The organism is Mesorhizobium sp. M0040 (assembly GCF_040323505.1).
GTDB lineage: Bacteria > Pseudomonadota > Alphaproteobacteria > Rhizobiales > Rhizobiaceae > Mesorhizobium.
On record NZ_JAMYVA010000013.1, the window covers coordinates 62,677 to 83,723 of the forward strand.

Annotated in this window: 16 protein-coding genes, 1 tRNA gene and 3 pseudogenes; 3 read left to right on the forward strand and 17 right to left on the reverse strand. The window is 61.3% G+C overall.

What is annotated here, in order from left to right; genetic code table 11:
- The first annotated feature begins 332 nt into the window (after positions 1-332).
- The 3 genes from NKJ91_RS14190 to NKJ91_RS14200 are packed head-to-tail and all read left to right on the forward strand — an operon-like array spanning position 333 to position 4,489.
- Complete coding sequence (locus NKJ91_RS14190) at positions 333-1,607, forward strand: tetratricopeptide repeat protein (RefSeq protein WP_352456075.1); 1,275 nt, start codon at positions 333-335, stop codon at positions 1,605-1,607.
- An 11-nt stretch (positions 1,608-1,618) separates the two neighbouring features.
- Positions 1,619-2,428 (forward strand): FecR family protein, encoded by an 810-nt coding sequence (locus NKJ91_RS14195; RefSeq protein ID WP_352456076.1) that lies wholly within the window; start codon positions 1,619-1,621, stop codon positions 2,426-2,428.
- 15 nt (positions 2,429-2,443) lie between these two features.
- Positions 2,444-4,489 (forward strand): CHASE2 domain-containing protein, encoded by a 2,046-nt coding sequence (locus NKJ91_RS14200; protein WP_352456077.1) that lies wholly within the window; start codon positions 2,444-2,446, stop codon positions 4,487-4,489.
- 92 nt (positions 4,490-4,581) lie between these two features.
- Here the strand turns inward: NKJ91_RS14200 and NKJ91_RS14205 are convergent, their stop codons facing one another.
- From NKJ91_RS14205 to selA, 17 genes and pseudogenes are all read right to left on the reverse strand, one after another.
- Entirely contained in the window at positions 4,582-5,373 is a 792-nt protein-coding gene (locus NKJ91_RS14205) for a sugar isomerase domain-containing protein (RefSeq protein ID WP_352456078.1), read from the reverse strand.
- A gap of 36 nt (positions 5,374-5,409) precedes the next feature.
- Positions 5,410-5,742, reverse strand: coding sequence for a GntR family transcriptional regulator (locus NKJ91_RS14210; RefSeq protein ID WP_352456079.1), 333 nt, complete (start codon positions 5,740-5,742; stop codon positions 5,410-5,412).
- 82 nt (positions 5,743-5,824) lie between these two features.
- Positions 5,825-6,156: pseudogene (locus NKJ91_RS14215) on the reverse strand (aspartate/glutamate racemase family protein); the annotation flags it as partial.
- Positions 6,157-6,288: 132 nt separating this feature from the next.
- Complete coding sequence (locus NKJ91_RS14220) at positions 6,289-7,521, reverse strand: MalY/PatB family protein (RefSeq protein WP_352456080.1); 1,233 nt, start codon at positions 7,519-7,521, stop codon at positions 6,289-6,291.
- Between the two features lie 62 nt (positions 7,522-7,583).
- Positions 7,584-8,312 carry an amino acid ABC transporter ATP-binding protein gene (locus tag NKJ91_RS14225; protein ID WP_502903588.1) on the reverse strand — a complete coding sequence of 243 codons (729 nt, stop codon included), beginning with the start codon at positions 8,310-8,312 and terminating at the stop codon, positions 7,584-7,586.
- Positions 8,313-8,375: 63 nt separating this feature from the next.
- Positions 8,376-9,515 (reverse strand): amino acid ABC transporter permease, encoded by a 1,140-nt coding sequence (locus NKJ91_RS14230; RefSeq protein WP_352456082.1) that lies wholly within the window; start codon positions 9,513-9,515, stop codon positions 8,376-8,378.
- A gap of 3 nt (positions 9,516-9,518) precedes the next feature.
- Complete coding sequence (locus NKJ91_RS14235) at positions 9,519-10,646, reverse strand: amino acid ABC transporter permease (RefSeq protein WP_352456083.1); 1,128 nt, start codon at positions 10,644-10,646, stop codon at positions 9,519-9,521.
- A 130-nt stretch (positions 10,647-10,776) separates the two neighbouring features.
- Entirely contained in the window at positions 10,777-11,790 is a 1,014-nt protein-coding gene (locus NKJ91_RS14240; RefSeq protein WP_352456084.1) for an amino acid ABC transporter substrate-binding protein, read from the reverse strand.
- A 196-nt stretch (positions 11,791-11,986) separates the two neighbouring features.
- Positions 11,987-12,949 carry a LysR family transcriptional regulator gene (locus NKJ91_RS14245; RefSeq protein WP_352456085.1) on the reverse strand — a complete coding sequence of 321 codons (963 nt, stop codon included), beginning with the start codon at positions 12,947-12,949 and terminating at the stop codon, positions 11,987-11,989.
- 227 nt (positions 12,950-13,176) lie between these two features.
- A complete protein-coding gene (locus tag NKJ91_RS14250) occupies positions 13,177-13,755 on the reverse strand; it encodes an NAD(P)H-dependent oxidoreductase (RefSeq protein WP_352456086.1) in 579 nt (192 codons plus the stop codon).
- A gap of 83 nt (positions 13,756-13,838) precedes the next feature.
- Positions 13,839-14,240 (reverse strand): annotated as a pseudogene (locus NKJ91_RS14255) (aldo/keto reductase); the annotation flags it as partial.
- A gap of 898 nt (positions 14,241-15,138) precedes the next feature.
- Positions 15,139-15,606: a Ros/MucR family transcriptional regulator gene (locus NKJ91_RS14260; protein WP_352456087.1), complete on the reverse strand. Its 468-nt coding sequence runs from the start codon at positions 15,604-15,606 to the stop codon at positions 15,139-15,141.
- A gap of 715 nt (positions 15,607-16,321) precedes the next feature.
- Positions 16,322-16,630, reverse strand: coding sequence for a hypothetical protein (locus NKJ91_RS14265; RefSeq protein WP_352456088.1), 309 nt, complete (start codon positions 16,628-16,630; stop codon positions 16,322-16,324).
- A 162-nt stretch (positions 16,631-16,792) separates the two neighbouring features.
- Positions 16,793-16,888 (reverse strand) — tRNA-Sec (locus NKJ91_RS14270).
- A 123-nt stretch (positions 16,889-17,011) separates the two neighbouring features.
- Positions 17,012-18,847 (reverse strand): annotated as a pseudogene (selB, locus tag NKJ91_RS14275) (selenocysteine-specific translation elongation factor); the annotation flags it as partial.
- Positions 18,844-19,632 carry a tetratricopeptide repeat protein gene (locus NKJ91_RS14280; protein ID WP_352456089.1) on the reverse strand — a complete coding sequence of 263 codons (789 nt, stop codon included), beginning with the start codon at positions 19,630-19,632 and terminating at the stop codon, positions 18,844-18,846. The gene NKJ91_RS14280 and the pseudogene selB, both read right to left, overlap by 4 nt.
- The gene (selA, locus tag NKJ91_RS14285) at positions 19,619-21,040 is read right to left on the reverse strand and encodes an L-seryl-tRNA(Sec) selenium transferase (RefSeq protein WP_352456090.1); all 1,422 of its coding nucleotides are present in this window, start codon (positions 21,038-21,040) and stop codon (positions 19,619-19,621) included. The genes NKJ91_RS14280 and selA overlap by 14 nt, the downstream gene beginning before the upstream one ends.
- Positions 21,041-21,047: the final 7 nt, after the last annotated feature.

Here is a 21,047-nt window from a genome sequence, read left to right on the forward strand (position 1 = left end):
ACCTTTGGATGAGCCGTGAGTGACCTTGCTGCCTCATTCGTAACCAGATACGCGCAGAATCGCGCAAACAATATTAATCTTGTCGAGCGTGCGATCCACGGCTGATGATGATTTGAGTTAGTTGCCGCTGGTGCCGAATACTTCAATTGTTAAAGCAACGTTGAGAAGATGTTTTGACAACCAGCGCAGCCGAAATACGAATAACCCCGATGGTTTGTTGCGCAGCTGCAACAGCTGCTGAGACTCGCATGGTCTGGCGACCGTTCAGTCGCCTTTTTCTTGTGGTCGTGCTAAGTCCTTCGCACTAGTCGGGTTTGGGGTGGGTTCTCGGCATGCAATCTTCGTTTCGAACGATCTTCGGCTGCGCCGCGGCGCTGCTTTGTACCGGCGTATTGCCGGCCGGCGCACAAGGTCTTTTTACGGCATATGACGATGCGTTTTCGGCCCGAATCGCCAGTCCGGCCGACAACGGAACGCTCGCCCAGTTCGTCACAGTTGCCGTCAACGCGGGACAATACGATCAGGCGATCTCCTCAATCGAGCAGTATCTGATCAAATATCCCCGCGATGCGCGCGCCCGACTGGCGGCCAGCCGATTGTACTATCATGTCGGCTCCTATGAATTGGCCCGGCGGCAGGTGCAGTACGGCATCGAAGTCGGCGGTCTGACCGCAAGTGAGCAGCAGGAAGCGGTTCGCCTGCTCGCCCGCATCGAGCGCGCGTTGCGTGGCGTCACCTGGGAACTCGCCCTGACCGGCGGCGTGTTCAGCGCATTTACCGATTTTGAGCCCGGCGGGGCGCAGGACGACGACAGCTTCGTCTCGCCCTATGGGCGGGCGGAAGGCTTTGTCCGGTGGGACCTCGGCACGCCAAGCGCCGACGCTCTCGTTCTTTCAGGGTCGTTGACGGCGACACAGCGCTTTTTCACGGAAGACCTGTCGGTTCCGGGTAGCGAGAAGACTTTCATCCACGCCAACGCCGCGATCACCTGGGACAAGGGCTTGCCCAACAGTGGGATCGATTCGCTGCGCCTGCTGCTTTCGGCGTTCACAGTTACGGATCGTTTCGACAGCGATATCCACGAGACCGGCATCGGCGTCAGTGGGCGCTTTCTTGTGCGCCCGACGGTCGAAACGACGCTTTTCGTCGGTGGCGGCTACATCGATCTAAGCGCCTCGCAAGGCATTTTCGCCGATAGCAGGGTTTTTTATGAGGCAGGTGGCAGCTACCGCTTCCGCAATGGCCAGGCGCTCGGACTGCGGCTGGTCGGCTCGAATGACTTCGCCTCCGGATCTGGCGAAATCGGCCGCAGCTACACGGGCGAGGTCCGCTATGGCGGCCTGTTGATGAACGTACCGGATCTTTTCGCATGGTCGCACCAGATCGCCTTCTCGGCCGGCCACAGCGACACTCCCGATCTGTCTGTCGGCATCGGCACAAATATCAAGAGCGACTTCTGGCGCATTGCGTCCGAAAGCGATTTTCAGCTGACGGAGGCGCAGAAGATCAGCGTCGATCTCGCCTATCGCGAAACCAACTTCGACATCGCCAACCGCGACCGAAAATCGTTCGAAATGCTCATGAGCTATACGTTGACGCTCAATTGAAAGAGGCCGCGATGAGGACCCCGTACCGTCAGATCGCCATTTTTATCGCCTGCCTTGCCTTCGCGGCACCATCCGCCGCTGAGACGGTCGGGTCGATGACGGCCTATCAGACCAACATCGTCCGCAACAACGGCGGGACAATGAACGTTGGTGCCGGCGTCGAACTCGGCGACCAGTTGCGCAGCAATCCCACCGGTCTTGGAATGCTGGTGTTCCGGGATGAATCGAGCGCCAAGATTGGTCCGAACACCAGCCTGACGATCGATGAATTCGTCTACAATCCAGGCTCCGGATCGGGAAAGATCGACATCGGCATGAACAGCGGCCTGGCCCGTTTCTACGGCGGCCAGGTTTCGAAAGGCGGCGTCATGCAGGTTGCGACGCCGCATATGGTGCTCGGGGCGAGAGGCGGCATCATCGAAGTGCTCGTGGCAGCCGGCCAGACCGTCGGCATACTGCGCGCCGGCCGCATGACCTGCACGATCAATGGCAAACGGCTGGTCATCACAAACCCGGGCTACGCCTGCACATCGGAAGATGGCAAGCTGCTGACCGGCTACGGCGGAATCGACACCTTTCCGATATTGGACAGCATCGACCGGATAGCCGGCACCGGCCTGCCAGGCGCACCGGGTCCTGGATTGGACGTAAGCGCGATTTGTGCGTCGGCACTCGGCGGCTCGCTCAAAGTCTGCGAGTCCGCGGACGGCGCATTGCCAGGAGTGGTCATGGAGTTCCCCGACAGCCTAACGCCACCTGTGGGCGGGGGCGTGGATAAGGGCGAGTGTGAGGGTGAGGGTTGCTGCTACTACTGCAATTAGGCCTGGCCGCACGACATGAGCCTCTTGGTCGGTTGGCGCTGGGCTGATTGGCGGCAAGCTGGCAGGCGCAAAATATCCGGCCTTGTGCTCGTGCTCCTGCTGCTCGCTTGCCATTTGGCTTTTGACGGGCCGTTGTCGCGCCTGCGTGAGCGGACGTACGACTTCTACCAGTTTCTCGCCCCACGCCAGGAGACGAGCAATCCTGTCGTGATCGTCTCGATAGACGACGCCAGCCTCAAGGCACATGGGCGATGGCCCTGGAACCGTGGCCTCTTGGCCGATCTGGTCGATGGCATCACCGAATCCGGCGCGGCGGTGATCGGGCTTGCGCTGGTACTCCCCGAGGCCGACACCTCGCCTGAGGGCATCGCCGGAGACAAGCGCCTGGCAGCGGCGCTGGCCAAAAATCGAACGGCGCTTGCCGTCAGCCTAGGCAATGAAGCGACGGTTTCAGAAGCAGAACCCAAAGCCGGCTGGTCGATCGTCGGGCAGGTACCCGACACACTTCCCGGCTTCACCGGCCTGACCGGCTCGCTTGCCGAATTCTCGAACGCCGCCGCGGGCCTCGGCGTGATTCGCACCTTGCCCGATCCCGACGGCGTACTGCGCCATGTGCCGCTGCTGTGGCTTCGCAACACCGCTCAAGGCGTGCAGCTGTGGCCGTCCTTCGCACTCGAGCTCCTGCGCCTTTACGCCGGACAGGACGGTTACATAGCCCGGATGAATGCCGCCGGGTTCGACGCACTCAGGATGGCCGGCGCCATTGTGCCGCTCGAGCCGGAGGGGAGCATCCGCCTCTGGGAAACCGCCGCGGATACGCCCCGTATATCTGCCAGCACTATCCTTTCGGGCGGCAGTGATCCGCGGCTGCGGGACGCCATCGCCATTGTCGATCTGTCGGCCGTGGGACTGACGCAGTACCTGCCCACCCCGACACGTCCAGCGCGACCAGGCGCGGACATCCACGCCGATGCAATCGCCCAGTTGCTTGCCGGGCGCTACCTTGCAGAGCCAACGCACGCACGTACGCTTGAGCGGCTCTGGTTTGTCCTCGGCGCCATCGTTTTCATCGGACTTTCCGGAGTGCTCGCCGGGCGTGTCGTGCTTGGCGCCCTGGCTCTCGTGCTGCTGGCCGTCACGCCGTTCGCGTTCGGCGCTCTCGAATACAGCCTGCAGGGTGCACTCTATGACCCGCTGCAGCCGGCGCTTGCAACGATCATGGTTGCGGGCTTCGAAGGCTATGTCCTCTACAGGCGCAGCGAGCAGCGCCGGTCCACCCTGGCACGGCAGTTCTCCCAGTATCTGTCGCCTTCCGTGGTGCAGCGCCTCGCAAGCTCGGACACCGAAGCGATCCTGTCCGGTGAGAAGCGCGAGATCACGATCCTGCTCAGCGACATACGCGGCTTCACGACGATGAGCGAACAACTCGATACCCAGGAAATCGCCAAGGTGGTCAATCACTTCCTCGGCATTGCGACCGATGAGATCCTCAAGCGCGACGGCACCATCGACAAGTTCATGGGCGATGCGGTGCTCGCCTTCTGGAACGCGCCGCTTGATCAGCCGGATCATCGCGAGCGCGCGCTCGACGCGGGCCTTGCCCTGATCGAACGGGTGAAGCGCGAAGACGCCGCCTTCAGCGCGGACGGCCACCCCTCCATCGCAATCGGCGTCGCCATCGAGACCGGCATTTGCTCGGTAGGCAATTTCGGCTCCGAACGGCGCTTCGATTACACCGCGATCGGCTCCCCGGTGAACCGCACGGCACGGCTCGAGTCGACGACCAAGAAGCTGGGCATCCCCCTGGTGCTTGGTCCCGGCTTTGCGGCAGGAGCATCGATGCCGGTCGTTCAGGCGGGCGCCTTTGAGCTCCAGGGTTTCAAGGGCGAGGTGCCGGTTTTCACCATTCCGGAGATGCAAGCCACTCGCCAGCGTATGGGCCGCGAAGATCGGGACCAACACGGCGAGCAATCTGGCGCCCCAGCCATGGTGGATGGTTCGCCGCTGTCCCCAAAAACAGCTCCTCCTGATCTTACACCCCGAATCCGAAGAAAACGGTGATCGGATTCAGTGGATCGCGGCGGGCCGCCCGGTATCGCGACCTGACTACCCGTTTCGGGAGGCCTCGCAATTTGGGCGGCGTCGCCTGTTTCTCATTCGCCGCGCATGGTCGCCTGGAACGTCGGCAGATGCTTCCTTTGTGCCTCGAGCATTTTCTCGCGATAGACGCCATAGATGACGTCGGTGTCGTGCAGTGTGACGCCGGCAATTGTCGGCGAGGCAAAAACCGGCAGTTCGATGTCGCGTTTCGAAAGCGCCTCGGCGGTGCGGGCGATCAGCTCATGCGCCAGGATCATGGCAAGCACGGTCGACGAACCGGAGACCGGCCGGCTCCAGCCCTCGACCGGCACGATGGCATCCTCGATCGGCGAGCAGGTGTCGATGACAAGGTCGGCGGCATCGGCAAGCCGTTTGCCGGAAGAGTGCGTCGCCGGCTTGTCGAGATTGTTCTTGCTAGTTATCGCAACGACGAAGATGCCGCGTTTTTTCGCATAAAGCGCGGTGTCGATGCCGGACGAATTGCGGCCGCTGTGGCCAAAGATGATGATCGAATCGCCTTTGTTCAGCGGCTGGTGGTCGAGGAATTTCTCGGCGTATTTCTGGGTCCGCTCCAGCCACAGAAGTTCGCGCACGCCGCCGGCGCCGAGCACGTTATGCCACATGACACGCGGGTCGGTCAGCGGATTGAAGCCGACATAGCTGCCGTAGCGCGGAAACACTTCCTGGACCGGCAACACCGAGTGGCCCGAGCCGTAAAGATGAACCAACCCGCCGCTCTCGAGCGTGTCGGCAAAGCGGCTGGCCGCTTCGCCAAAGGCTTCGGCATTGGCTTTCGAGGCCTGTTCGATGAGGGCGGCAAGGCGAGGTATGTAAAGATCGGACACGTCGGTACTCCTGTTATGGGTCGGCTTGGGTATGGCTCAGCTTCTTGCGGTTGGCGCGGCGCGACCGGCACGCAGCGTCGAGCGGATTTCGTAGCGGTCGCCACGCATGACCGAGACGGTGAATTCGAATGGGCCGCGCTCGTCGGTGGTGATACGCTCGACCACGAAAGCGGGACTCCCCGCGGGCAGATCGAGCAATTCGGCATCCGCCGCCCCGACAGCGCCAACACGGTAGTTTTCGCGCGCCGCGACCGGCACGATGCCGTAATGGCGTTCCAAAGCTTCGTAGAGCGAGCCCTGCAACAGGCCGGCATCGAGAAAGCCGGGCACGCGCGCGGCCGAGAGTTGCGCAGTCTGGCTCGGCGCCAAAGCAGCCTATGCCTCCACCTTCGCGTATGAGCTCCGAAATTCGTTCGGAGGCACCACTTTCAGATCTCTCCAACTCGAGGACCGGGATGTCGGAGGCAAGCACGCGCCGGAAGCGATGGGAGAACCCGTAACGGCGAATGTTGTCTTCAATCAGTGGCGCGGAACGCGACAGAGTGGTCACGACACAGAAGCTGTGAGCGACAAGGCTGACGGATGAAGCGAAGCCTTGCCTATACCGATGACGGGCTTGGTAGCGATGGCCCTTGCCGCGTCGAGACCCGTATCGTCTAAGCAGGCAATGATAAGGGCGTCGACATTGTCCATTTCCGCCGCGACCACCTGCTTGAGCAGGCCCGGTACGGAGAGTGCACCGTCAAATGGCCCTTCGATCGCTTCAGGTCCAGCCGTTGGCATGCACCCACTATCTCGTCCCTGGGCCTGCCACCGCCATGGCGGCTGCGACGATCCCCCTGGTCATCGAAGCGGTCGTGTTGGGATTGATGATGGCAATTCGCATTCGGGGCATCCTGGCTTGGTTCCGCTCAGTCACAAGGATGCCAGCGCGCTGGACATCCGCTCCAGCCCTCGGCGCAGCAGAGGACGCGGGCAGCCGACATTCAGGCGGATGAAACCTTCGCCGCCAGGCCCATAGACGCGGCCGTCATACAGATTGACCCCGGCCTGATCGACAAAGAACTTCTGAATTCCACCCACTCTACGATCGAGCGCGCACGCGTCCAACCACACCAGGAACGATGCGTCGGGCCGCATGGGCGTAATGCCTGGAAGGTATTCGCCGGCGAAGTCACAAACCAGATCAATGTTGCTGGCGATGTAGGGTGTGAGTTGATCGAGCCAGGGCGCGCCGGTGCTGTAGGCAACCTCCAGGGCCAGGCGGCCGAAAAAGTTTGCATTCACCATGAATGAGGCCTGCATCGCGGCAAGAAGCTGCTCGCGGCGCTTTTTGCTCGCCACCGCAATGGTTGCCGAAGGCACCCCGGCGAGGTTGAAAGTCTTCGTCGGAGCGGTGCAGATGAACGACTTCTCCGCGGCATCATCCGAGATGGAGGAGAAGACGATGTGCGGGTGGTCCGACAACCTTATGTCGCAGTGAATGTCGTCGGATATGACCAAAATCCCATGGCGCTCACAAATGTCGTTCAGCGCTGTCAATTCTTCGAGTGTCCAGGCCATTCCGGCAGGATTGTGAGGATTGCACAGCAGGAACACCTTGGCGCCGCCGGCCGCCAGTTTCTCGAAGTCTTCCAGATCGAGTTCATACCTGTTGTTTTGCAGCCTCAGCCGGTTCGTGAGCAGAATCCGGCCATTTCCCTGAACCACTTCGAAATAGGGCGAGTACACGGGTGACTGAACGATGACGCCGTCACCAGGCTTCGTGAAGGTTCGCAGTATCGCAGCGACCGACGGCATGATCGCCGGCGCGGGGAGCAGGGTCTCCAGCATCGGCGACCAGTTGTGCCGGCGTGTGAACCACGATTGCACGATCTCATAGTGGCGCGGATCGCGGCGTGTGTAGCCGTAAATGCCATGGTCCGCGGCCTCGCGCAGCCGCGCGATGACGGTTTCCGGAGCACGGAAATCCATATCCGCTGTCCATAGGGAGAGCAGGCCCTGGCCTTGCACCTGAGGAGAGAACTCGTCCCACTGGTTGGCCCATTTGACGGATCCGAATTGCTGGCGGTCGTGGATTTGGTCGAAATCAATTCTCGGAATATTTCGTTGCCCAACCGCCGATGCGGGCGTGTCTGCACAAGCCATGTGATAATCACCTGAAAAAATCTATTGCCACGGCCACGGCCGCTTTGCCTCTGCGGACGGCCCTACTTGAGGATTTGCGCCAGAAACTGCCGCGCCCGTTCCGACCTAGAGTGGGTGAAGAACTGATGGGGCGTGTTGGTCTCGACGATCTCCCCGCGGTCCATGAATACCACGCGATCGGCCACGTCCCGCGCAAAGCCCATCTCATGCGTCACGCACAGCATCGTCATGCCCTCGCTGGCGAGCGACACCATCGTGTCCAGCACTTCCTTGACCATCTCCGGATCGAGGGCAGAGGTTGGCTCGTCGAAGAGCACGATCTTTGGGTTCATGCAGAGAGCCCGGGCAATTGCAGCACGTTGCTGCTGGCCGCCTGACAGCTGCCCTGGGTAGCTGTCCGCCTTCTCCGCAATTTTGACTCGCTCCAGATAGTGGCGCGCCAATTCCTCGGCCGCCATCCGCGGCATGTTTCTCACCCACACCGGCGCAAGGGTGCAATTCTCAAGCACCGTAAGATGGGGAAACAGATTGAAGTGCTGGAAAACCATCCCGACGTTGCTGCGAACTTCGTCGATCTTGCGCAGATCCCCGGCTACCGCTTTGCCGTCGACGATGATCTCGCCCGACTCATGCTCCTCGAGATGGTTGACGCACCGGATCATCGTCGATTTGCCCGACCCGGAAGGGCCGCAGATCACAATGCGTTGACCGTGGGGCACCGAGAGGCTGACGTTCCTGAGCGCATGAAACGAACCGAACCATTTATTGACAGCACGCAGCTCGATAGCCATCGCCTTGTTGAAGGGCTGTCCCTTCGTCGATGCGTACATTGCTTGTGGCATCATCGTCCCGTCCTAAGATTTGTGGCCGCGCGCCAATTGGCGCTCCATCGATTGCGAGTAACGGGACATGCCGAAGCAAAAGCCCCAGTAGACCAGTCCCGCAAAGAGGTAGCCGGTTGATGAGATCGTCGGGCCTGCCCAGTTCGGATCGACGCGCGCCGTTTCGACGGCCCTCAGGAAATCCGCGATGCCGACGATGGCGACCAGAGTCGTGTCTTTGAACAGACCGATAAAGGTGGAGACGATGCTCGGTATGACGATTGTCAACGCCTGGGGGAGGACGATCAGGCGCATCATGTTGAAGTAGCTGATCCCGAGCGCATTCGCTGCTTCGTATTGGCCCTTCGGGATCGCCTGAAGGCCGGCCCTCACAACCTCGGCCATATAGGCGGACGAGAACAACGCTATCGCCATGAGGGGGCGAAGGAGACGATCTGGCGTTAAGTAATCCGGCACGAAGAGCGGCATCATGAAGTTCGCCATGAACAATACCGTGATAAACGGCACCCCCCGGACGACTTCGATGAATGTGACGCAAACCGCTTTGACGAAAGGGAGTTCGGACCTGCGTCCAAGCGCCAGGAGAACCCCGATCGGAAGCGAGAAGACGATGCCCACAATCGACATCAGCAGCGTGATCAGGAGACCGCCCCAGAGCGTCGTATCGATGACAGACAAATGGAGCCAGGCGACCCCGCGCACGAGAACGAACGCAGCAACGGGGTAGACAAGGAAGAATAGCAACGCCGCCACTTTGCGCCGCGGAGCCTTCGTCCACAGGAGCCAAACGATGAGGATGGCGCCGATCGCCTGTGCGAGATCAACGCGCCACCGCTCGGAAGCCGGGTACGCGCCGTATCGCAGGTAGTCGAACTTCTCGGCAATGAAAGGCCAGCAAGCTCCTTGGCTGTTCGCACGGCAAGCTTCCCGGCCGCCGCTCCATACCGCGTCGAAGATCGCAAAACTCAGAAAATGGTGCAGCAGCCACACGGCAAAGAGGACAAAGCATATTGTCAACGCGCCTGAAGAAGGCGTTGAAAACAGATTCTTTTTCGTCCAGGTCACTGGGCCCGGCCGAACATCCGCGGGGGGCGCCATCGCTGTTATGAGCGCGCTGCTGGCAACTGGCGAATGCATGGACTGATCGCTCATGCGTCACCTCTCGACGATCGCAAAATGTCGGTTACACGCGTTCATGGCCAACGACGTGGCAAGGGAGATAACCAGATAGACGGACAAGGTGATCGCCATGACCTGGACGGCGGCGCCGGTCTGGTTGAGTACCGTCCCGGCAAAGATCTGAACGAGGTCGGGATAGCCGATGAACACCGCAAGCGACGAGTTCTTGATGAGATTGAGATACTGGCTCGTCAAAGGCGGGATGATGATACGCAGCGCCTGGGGAACGACGACCAGGCGAAGTGTCTTGCCCGGCGCCAGCCCCAGCGCATAGGCCGCCTCGGTCTGGCCCTTTGGCACTGCCTGGATGCCACCTCGGACGATCTCGGCAATGTATGAACCGGTGTAGACCGACAGAGCGATCAGGAGAGCGGCAAACTCCGGATAGAGCTGATGCCCGCCTTGAAAATTGAAGCCGCGCAACTGCGGCGCGACGAACGAGACCGGCTCGCCAGCCACCAGGAACACGATCAGCGGAAATCCTATCAAGGTCGCCAGGCTGACCAAAAATACCGGCAGCTGCTTGCCAGTTCGTTTCTGGACACTCTTGGCGCGGAACCAGAATGCAATGCAGCAGAAAACGGCCGCTACCAATGCCAGGCCCACAAGCCCCGCCCCCGGATGCCACTGGATCTCCGGAATGATGAGGCCGCGATTGTTGAGGTAGATGCCGCCGGGGATGGCGATGGACGCCTTCGGGGAAGGCAACGGCTTGAGGACGGCGTTGTACCAGAACAGCAGCTGCAGCAATAACGGGACATTGCGCACAAGCTCGACATAGGCGGTCGCCACCTTCGAAACGATCCAGTTCGGCGAGAGGCGGGCAACGCCGATGACGAAGCCAAGCAAGGTGGCCAGCAAGATTGCGAGGAAGCTGACGTAGAGGGTATTGACCACTCCCACCCAGAACGCCTGACCGTAGGTGGATAGTGCATCGTACGGTATCAGGGTTTGATTGATGTCGAAGCCAGCAGCCTCACCCCAAAAATCGAATGAGAGCGGAATCCCCCGGACCCGCATATTCGATGCGGTCTGCATGCCGATGCCCAGGGCCAAAGCCAACAGGCAACCTGCGAGCAAGAGCTGGTAGAAAACGCCGCGCACTTTCGTATCGTGCAGCGATAGGCTCCTGCGCGAGGGCGCTGGAAGCGACAAATCGGACATGGCGTGTTCCTATCGGGATCTGTGCAAGGCGCTGGCGGTAACGCGCCAGCGCCTTGCAACCATGCTTTGCCTAACGAATCGGCGGAGCGTACTGAACGCCGCCTTTGTTCCAGAGCGCGTTCATGCCGCGCTCCATTTTCAGCGGGGAGTCCTTGCCGACATTCCGATCAAACACTTCGCCGTAGTTACCGACCTGTTTGATCACCTCGACCGGCCAGTCGTCGCCGAGCCCGATGTCCTTGCCGATGCTGCCTTCCACGCCAAGCAGACGGCGGATGCTGGGATTGTCCGACGACTTCATCGCATCAACGTTCTTGGAGGTGACCCCGTATTCTTCGGAGGCCACCATGACGTAAAGCGTCCACTTCGCCACATTGAACCACTGGTCGTCTCCCTGCCGCACTGCCGGGCCAAGCGGCTCCCTGGAGATTAGTTCGGGAAGAACGATGCTGTCGTCCGGCTTGGCCATGCGAAGCCGCGATGCGTTCAAGGTAGAGGTGTCCGCCGACAGGACGTCGCAACGCCCCTCCTCGTAAGCCTTCACGACAGCTTCCTCGTCGGCGAAACCAACCGTGGTGTACTTGATCGACTGCGAGCGAAAATAGTCGGCAAGGTTCAACTCGGTCGTGGTGCCCTGGGTGACGCAAATCGATGCGCCCTCGAGCCCCTTGGCTGATCTGATGTTGTCCGCCTTGCGCACCATAAATCCCTGACCGTCATAGAAGTACGTCCCCGCAAAAAGTATGCCGAGAGACGTATCGCGCGACGATGTCCATGTTGCGTTGTGTGCAAGAATGTCGATCTCCCCCGATTGCAAGGCGGTGAAGCGATCTTTTGGCGTCAATGGAATGAACTTAACCTTTTGCGCATCCCCGAGCACGGCAGCGGCCACGGCGCGACAATAGTCGACCACAAATCCGGTCCATTTGCCTTCATTATCGGGAAGGCTGAAGCCAGCCGTGGCCGAATTTGTGCCACACGTCAGCACGCCATTTTTCTTGACATTGTCGAGGGTTGCGGACCACGCCGAGGAGGTGGTGCACGCGATAGCGAGGGCAAGAAAGCCCTTGAACATCGATCTCATTTCGGTATTCCCCTGTTTTTGTTGAAGGGAATGTGGCCTCAAGTATGACTATTCGTCAAATTGACTGTTCTCATTGCGAAAATGAGCGTCATTCATAATTGAGGAGGCACTCGCTCTCGGGTGAAAGGGAGCTTGAGTGCTGATCGGGCTAGTTTGCTTGGGGCGGGCTAATCGAATGAGCGACGGCGCGCGCGACCTATGGTGCAGCCAAGCCCGGTGCTCCGACGGTTGACCCTTGGTCTCTCTCGGTCCGCGACTCGTTGTAGATGCTCATGATTATTTCCCGGAGCCATTTGGTACCCGGGTCATTCGCCATCTGGCGGTGAACAATGAGCCAGGCATTCACATTCGATACGGGAAGGGGCGGCGGGACCAACGTCACCTCACTCCTCTCGTCCAGCATTTGCAGGATTGCATCGCCGCAATGAGTAATCAGTTCAGTGCCGCGAAGCGCCCAGGGCAGCACCAGATAATTCGAGATGGTCGCAACGACATTACGTCGTAGGCCCATCTGTTTGAGGGCGGCATCGGCAAGCCCTTCAGCCAGACCATCTGCGGAAATCTGCAGGTGAGAACTGGCCAAATATGTTTCCAGTGTCATTGCGTTCCTGGCGATCTTGCTTCCACTCCACACCGCGCAAAACAATCGATCCTGGCCAAGCTCCACCTTCAAGAGACCTGGGTCGTCGCGTATTGCCGCTCCCGTCAGTGCACAGTCGACTTGTCTCAAATAGACCGATGAACCGATTTCGGGTCCGTTTGCGGGAATGACGTTCAGCGTCGCGCCAGGCGCTTGCCTCGAAAATTCTCGAATGAGCCCTGGGATGAATATCATGGCGTGATAGTCAGTGAGTCCCACGCGAAAGTTGCGTCGCGTCGTTGCTGGATTGAAGATCTGATGCCGGTCGATCGACGCGCGGATCGTAGCCAGCGCAGCAGAAATATCTGACAGCAACTCCACTGCCCGAGGGGTTGGTCGCATTTCGCCCCCGTCTCTCGTGAACAATTCGTCCTGCAATAAATACCGAAGTTTTGATAGGGAATGACTTACAGCTGATTGTGTTCTTCCCAATTCGGCAGCTGCGCGCGTTACGTTCCTTTCACGCATCATCACGTCGAACACTCTCAGCAAATTGAGATCGATATCATCGAAACTCATGAGACCTTCCCCGTTTTCATCATGCCTCGCCCGCATGCTAACATCGTTTTCAGCGCGCCCGAGGAACGATTCCATGGCGAACAAATGCGACCCTTCGACCTGCAGGGTCAACGTTCCCTATTGGGAAATCAATACGTTAGCGGCGGGTTCGCCAACCCATTTCCTTCGCATTCTCTCGTATGGTCTGGCGAACCTAAGGACCAGGGACGTCTACGACTCGCTGCCCCTTAGGCTGAGGCCAGACTGACCTGTTGGCGCTTCGGCTGCCGTGCCGAAACCAGGGTGGCGAACTGGTCCACCGCCTGCCCGGCCCGCGCCAGAACCTGCGGGTCCGTGAGCTTCCCGTCGGAAAAGTCGCTGTCACTGCCATAAACGGCGCTCGGCACCGTCAGGGCGGAGTAAAAGCCAAACAGCGGGCGAAGCTGATGCTCGACTACCAGCGCGTGGCGCTGGCCACCACCCGTCGCGCCGATCAGGACCGGCCGGTCGACGAGCGCCAGCGGATCGATGAGATCGAACAGATGTTTGATAAGGCCCGCATAGGAGCCGTTGTAGACCGGCGTCGTGACGATCAGCGCGTCAGCCTGCTCGACAGCCCCCAAGACACTCAGCGCCTCCGGCGTCAATTCCTGCCGCGTGAATGCTGCACCCAAGCCGCGGCCGGCGTCGACAAGATCGAGGAAATTCACCGTGACGGATAATCTTTCGCGCAGCGCCTGCCCCAGATGTGCGCCAGCGTTCGTGATTTCGACGGCCTGTGGGTGTTGCCTGAAGCACGACGATGTTCTGCCGCAGCCGTTCGACATGGAAATTCATGGGCTCGCTCATTTGTCCGAAGCGATTGGAAAGTCGGGCGGGCCGCCGGCCCCGCCATGTCGTCGGCGACTTGTCAGGCGGCCCGCAGAGGTCGCGTCAGCGGGATCGGCGCGGCCGGCTCCGAACGCGGCACGCGGCCTTCGACCGGATGACTCGGATCGTTGAATCCATGCGTCGAGGCGTGGCCGGCGGTGACGAGGCGGTCGACGAAGGCCTCGTCCTCGGCGATCAACCTGAAGTCCAGCGCCTTCGCATAATTGTCCCACTGTTCCTCGGTGCGCGGGCCAGCGATCGCCGCCGTGACCAGCCGGTTGTTCAACACCCAGGCGAGCGCGAAATCGGCGGCCGAGACGCCGCGGGACTTTGCATGCGCCGCGATCTGCCTAGCGATCTCGATCGATTCCGGGCGCCACTCGGTCTCGGCGATGCGCTTGTCGCCGCGGCCGGCCCGCGTGTCGGCTTCTGGCGCCACCCCCTATGGCAGGGCCAGTACCGGAGGCCGCACTGAGAGACGGTGAACTCCGGGAACCAAAATCGCGGCCACGTCTGCTGCAGGGATGGTTCGACGTTGTGAGGACATTTAGGCAAGTGCAAATGCAAGGACCAGGAAGCCCATCGCTCCGAACCCCGGCGTGTTAACGACCACCGCCCATGTGCTGCGACGCCGCTGGACAATGTAGGGCAGTAGCAACGTGATCGGCACAAGGGCGGCCGCGAGCGGGCGAACTTCCCCCACGGTCGAAAGTTCGCGTTCCCGAATGATGTGAGGGGCGGCTCGAACGACCGGATGACGTCGCCCATGTGGCGGCAAGTTGACTACTCACTCACTTCGCTGAAGGACTCCCATCCGATAATAACAGAGTTGCGATCGGCCAAAGAAGGCCCAGCAGAGCCATATCGTAGGGACCCGTCGCTGAGACTGGGGGCAGCTTTTGATCCGTTCGCCGATGTGTCGAAGTCGCGTCTTACTCCCGGTACGTGAATTCGATGAGGACAGTGAATGGACGGGAGCGCTTCGCTCTGGTCTCTCCAGATAACCCGTCGTTCCCATCTGATTTCGACCAAGCGTCGGAAACGAATCATTACCAATTCCTGACCCCCCGGGATCGCGTTGTTTCGAGCCACTCGCACAAGATGACCTGAAGTAGGTCTGATCCGCCGACTCTCATTTCAGCAGCAATGGACTTCAGAGCCGTCATCAGTTGCCGGTTCCAGCGGCACGCCTGTCATATTTTTGAGCATCAATGCAGCGCGAGGCAGAATGATCTGCAGATCCGCGCGCGAAATGTCTGCGATGCGATCGGCCGCGCTTTCAAGCTCTTCGGCAATGATTGGCGTGTCATCGCATTGGTCCGCTTGCCTGAGGCTGGGTCTTAGGCCTTCACCCGCTTGGCTGCTACCTTCTTGGCCGGGGGCTTCTTGGCGGGCATTTTTGCGCCCGCCTTGCGACCAAGTCCGATCGACTTCGCCAGCTCCGATCGCTGTGCTGCGTAGCTTGGTGCCACCATAGGATAGTCCCGCGCCAACCCCCACTTGGCTCGATACTCGTCAGGCGTCATGCCAAGCAAGCCCAAGTGCCGTTTCATCGACTTGAACTTGCGCCCGTTTTCCAACGAAATGATGTGGTCGGGAAACACAGACTTTTGGGGATTGACCGCAGGGTTCTGTGTTGGCTGCTCAACTTCAGCTGGCTTGACTAAGCTAACGAGAGCGGAGTTTACCGAAGAAATCAGATCGGGCAGGCCTGCTACGGGCACTGCGTTATTTTGGACAAACGCCGCGACAATATCCGCGGTCAATTCCATCAATCCCGCGTTCTGGCGATTCTTCTCTTCGGTCATTCATCAACTCCTATTGCAAGTCCGCTTGCGTATGGGGGAAACTCGGATCGCGCAAGAAGCAGGTCCACAGAACGAAATAATCGGGATCATCGGCCGGCCGCCAGGGCTGCCCGACCTATACGAAGCTCCCCGGGGACAAAGGCTGCCTCCCTAAATGGCGTGAGTACGAGAAGACGATCCCGCGGGAAGCAGAGTCCGCCTTCAAAGAACTCTGCAACAAGAACCATGCGGCCTATACGAATTGCGCGATACCTGACAATGAGCACCTTGATTGCTCCTGCCATTATCAAAGAGCCATGATGAAGCCTCGGAGCGGAACAATGCCCAGACGTGGTGGGCCTTTCGCTTCGTCGCAGTTCTGCACCAGCTTTGGTGGGGTGACACCCATGCCCTTCCATTGAGTCGCGCGCTCCGCGGGCCACCTGCTAATTGCTCTCTGTCTTCTTGCGCGCCGTTCCTGGCGCCGAGCGCCTTTCGTTCTGTCACATATCCCCTGGCTTGAGAGCGCGCGCGATCTCTAGGTAACCGGCCAACCTCGACGACATAAGGCTCGAATATGGCTCCCATGTCATGGGAGTGAACGCCTTCCGGCGTCCGCGCCCAAGCAGCTGCTTGCGGCGGTAACCGAGGCGCCGGTTACCGCATCGTGTCGTCGGTAATAAAGCGACGTTGCGCTCTCTGCTTTCACATCCGGGTATGCCGAAAAGTCCGTCGGTCAAAAGTCGACCAGCGGCGTGTCCACGATCTGGTGCTCGAATAGCAACCAGAACGGCGATCCCCGGGATTCGGAGTACCAATGCTCAAAAATCGCAAGGGCCTCGCCGATATTGGTGGCGGGTTCGTCCTCGGGCAGCCTCGCAGCCTGGAACAACGCAAGCGCAACGGGGCCAAAATGCGTGATCGCTTCCGTGCGCGCCTCGCTGTCCGCATTCCAGCCGAGCCGCAAGCGCAGGACGGCCAAAGCGCTGGCCACGGCGATCTCCTCACTTTCGGCTGAGGCCACGGCGTCCGAGATCGCCTGCATGAGGTTGAGCCGCCTGAAGGCGAAAGCGCGCTCCTGTTCCAGAACCGCGATCTGATTGGCCGCTTGTCGCCTGAAGCTTGCCTCGGTTGTCCTGGCGGTCTCAGCCGTCGTTTTCAGGTCATTCAGAAAGGAAGCCGTCGGGTTCATCTTGGCTCACTAGGATGGCGGAAGAGAGTGGGAGTCGAACCCACCAGAGACCGACTCGCGGCCCCTCCCGGATTTGAAGTCCGGACGCCCCACCGGGGACGATGCTCCTCCGGAAATTTGCGCCATCGGCGGCTCACCCTCGCCTGTCAGGCGGAACAGGTCCAGCCTGCGCCTGTTCAGACGGCGCAAGTCTCCCCGCCGCAGCGTCACGCCGTGCCGATCGAGAAATTCGAGGATATGGATGGCGACCTTGCGTCCGCTGCCCACGCGATCGCGAAATTGAGCAGCGGTGAACTGCTCTGTGGGCATCGACGCAGCGAGGTCGCGCGCGATCTCCACGATCTGCGCCAACGCCTCGCGCTGGAAGAAGTGGTCATGAGCGACCTCGTGGACCTTCCCCATACGGCCGGCAAGCTTCAGAAGCCGCCGGATTTCCGTCGCCGGCGCGGCCAGCACCTCGGCAATATCCCACACTCTCGGCGGATGGAACCGTTCGGGTCCGCCGATGAGAGGCTGGACTTGCAGCCAGAGAGTTTCATCCTTTGCCATCAGGTGCGCCTCATGACCGGGCAGCCGCACCCAGGCGCCGTCCAAGGCAACTTCTCCAGCGTGCGAAAGGCTCCGCAGAACTGCCGTGAAAGCGGGCGCCGGCAGACGTGGATCAAGCCCAATACGCAGTCTCTCCATTCCTACGCCCGGCAAATCGGGATTGTCGGCATGGAAGGTCCCCAGGGTCGCGGCCAAGTCGCGCTTGATTCGCAACCAGCGCTCCGGCGACAGCACGAGGAGCATTTCTCCGACGGCAAAACGGACAAGCCCGAGTTGATCGATCAGGCCTTCCGTCTCGCAGTCACTAAGCGCCCTGTCGCGCGCGAAAGCCTTCAGGTCGAAATAGTGGGGCGGCGCATCAAGGAGTGCGGCGGCGGCCAGTTCGGGCGCCAATAGCGCATGGGCATCAAGTTGGACCAGCCGTTCCGGCGCGCGGCGTTTGCGGCTGGGCGCCCGCAGATCGAGAAAATGTCCGCCGCCGATGGTTCGCTGCGCGGAGGTGTCGCGCACCACGTAAACGTCGCCGGCAGCGGCCGCGATCGGACTGTCCAGCACCAATTGAACATTGGCCGTGCCGCCAGGCTCGATCGGTTCGTCTCCGAGGAGTACGATGCGTGCCCCGACCTCCGTCGCGGCATGGTGGAGCCGCACCGGAAACCATTGGCCGATCGGCTTGCTTTCACCCGGCAGAACGCGAAGGCTTGCATCGATCCGGTCCGACGGCGCGTGAAGCTTCGGATCGACAATTACGTCGCCGCGCCGGATCGCCTCCTTGAAAACCCTTTCGCCGGTCAGATTGAGCGCGCAACGGTCTCCCGACCGACCACCTTCAGTCGGCCGGTTCTGGGCGTGGATCGATCGAACCCGCGCAAGCAATCCCGACGGGCTTACGACCACGTTGTCCCCAATACCGAGAGAACCCGAAAGCACGGTGCCCGTCACGACGGTGCCCACGCCGCGCAGCGTGAAAGAGCGGTCCACCGCTAATCGAAAACGGCCCGAAACTGCACGCCGGGCAAGATGCGACGCCTCCTCGAACAAGAGATACCTGAGTTCATCGATACCTTCGCCTGTAACGACCGAGACGGGAATCAGGGGGGCCTCGGCAAGCATCGTCCCGGCAATTACTGCGCGGATCTCGCTCGCAACCGCGGTGCGGCGCTCGGGACCGCCCAGATCGCATTTGGTGAGCAGGACGGCGCCGCGCTTGACACCGAGCAGATCGACGATGGCGAGATGCTCCCGGGTTTGCGGCATGACGCCGTCGTCGGCGGCCACCACGAGCAACACGAAGTCGATGCCGCTGGCGCCGGCGAGCATCGTGTGTACGAAACGCTCGTGCCCGGGAACATCGACGAAACCGATGCTATCCCCACCCGGCACCGGCAAATAGGCGAAGCCGAGATCGATGGTCATGCCGCGTGTCTTTTCCTCCTGCAAACGATCGGTGTTTATACCGGTCAGCGCATGCACCAGCGCAGTTTTGCCATGATCGACATGTCCCGCCGTGCCGACGATCATGATGCGGTCTCCGGCAACGGCGCGGCGGCGCGACGCTCGGCCTCGGCGGCATCGCCCGCGCTCAATTCGGCCCGCACCGCAGCCAGATAGCGGCGGGCAAGGGCGCTGCCGCCTGCCTCGGCACGCAGGAGCCAAACCAGCGCCTCGACCGCGTCAGCCGGCACGCCCGTACCAAGATGGCAGGCGGCGCCGAGCATTGCCTGCCCTTCGGCGTCTCCTCGCATGGCAGCACGGCGCCACCAGCGGACAGCCTCGTCCGGATCGCGCGGCACGCCGAGCGCATTGTGATAAAGCATGCCGATCCGGGTCATAGCGGATGCGATGCCCTGATCGGCCGCGGCAAGCGCCCAGCGTCGCGCCTCGCCGGCATCGGGAGCCATCACTTCGCCCTCCAGCAGCATCCAGCTCAGCATATCCTGCGCCGGTCCGTCGCCAGTTTCCGCTGCGGCCCGATAGAGCTGGGCCGCCCGGCGAAAGTCCTGCTGAACGCCTTCGCCGCGGAAATAGAGGGACGCCAGGTTCCTTTGCCCGACAGGATCTCCTGCCTCGGCGGCGAGCGCCAGCCAGCGAAAGGCCATATCCGCATCACGCTCGACGCCGAGCCCTTCGGCGAAGCAGGCGCCGATATTGTTCTGAGCGCGGGCAACGCCCTGGTGAGCCAGCGGCTCCCATATGGAGAGAGCCACGGCATGATCGCCTCGCCGCGCGGCTTCGAGGGCCTCGGTCATGCGTGCGGCCACAGGCGTCTCGGCTGGGCGGCGCGCAAGGCGGTCAAGCCAGCGCATCGGTTCCTCCCAGATTTAAGCCGGCTAGATTGGCGATGAAGTTCGCCTCGTCTTCCAGGCAGCGGAAATCGAGCACGAGCGCCTGGTTTTCGATGCGCCCGATCACGGGGACGCCCAGCCCACGCAGCGAAGCCGCAAGCGCTTCGAGCGCCCGGCCGCTCCCTGAGCGCGGCTTGAGAGCAAGCCCGGCGCTTGGCACAGTTTCGAGCGGCAGCGCGCCGGATCCGACTTGGCTCCGGCACTCCACCGTGTCGACCGCAAAGGCTTCGCCCACGGCGTCAGCAACCAGGGGAGCAAGGCGCTTTGCCTGCGCTGCAATCTCCCTCACCGAGCGCGAGAGCAGCCTTAGCGTCGGCAGGCGCTCGGCCAGGCGGTCGGGGTCGCGGTAGAGCTTCAACGTCGCCTCGAGCGCGGCCAGACGAAGCTTGTCGACCCTGAGCGCCCGCTTCATCGGGTTGCGGCTGATCGCTGCGAGCAGGTCCCTGCGGCCGACAATGAAACCCGCCTGCGGACCGCCAAGCAGCTTGTCGCCGGAGAATGTGACGAGATCGGCGCCGTCGGCGACCGCCTCGCGCACGGTCGGCTCGCGCCCAAGGCCGTAGCGGGCTAGATCGACCAGCGTGCCCGAACCGAGATCATGGACCAGCGGTACCCCATGCGCCTTTGCGATTGAAGCGAGCTCGGGTGCCCGGATCTCGGCCGTGAATCCTTCGACCCGGTAGTTCGACGTGTGCACCTTGAGGATGAGCCCGGTCTCCGGGCCGATCGCCGCGACATAGTCTTTGCGATGCGTGCGGTTGGTGGTGCCGACCTCGACAAGCCTGGCGCCGGCGCGCGTCATGATCTCGGGCATCCGGAAAGAGCCGCCGATCTCGATCAACTCGCCTCGCGAAACGATCGCTTCGCGACCGAGCGCCAGCGTGTTGAGCACGAGAAGGACGGCAGCCGCGTTGTTGTTGACGACGGTTGCATCCTCGGCTCCGGTCAGCTCGCAAACGAGCGATCGAAGATGATCGTCCCGTTCGCCGCGCTCGCCTTTCTCGACATCGAATTCGAGAGCCACCGCTTCGCGCATCGCCAGCCGAACAGCCTCGACCGCCTCTTTCGCGAGGAGGGCTCGTCCGAGATTGGTATGCAGCACCGTTCCGGTCAGGTTGAAAACGGGACGCAGGGAAGAGCGTTCGCCGTCCCTGAGCTGCACGAGCGCGTCGCCGGCAAGATCGTTTGCCTCCGGCACGACGGCTGCGGCATTGCGGGAGGCCATTCGTGCATCGGCGACGGCTCGGCGAATGGCCTCCGTCGCGGCCTGCCGTCCGAAGCGCTCGATTGCGGCCGCCGCCAGCGGGGTCCTCAGCACTTGGTCGACCGACGGAAGATTGCGCAAAGGGTTTGCGGATGAAGCGGTCATCGTATCC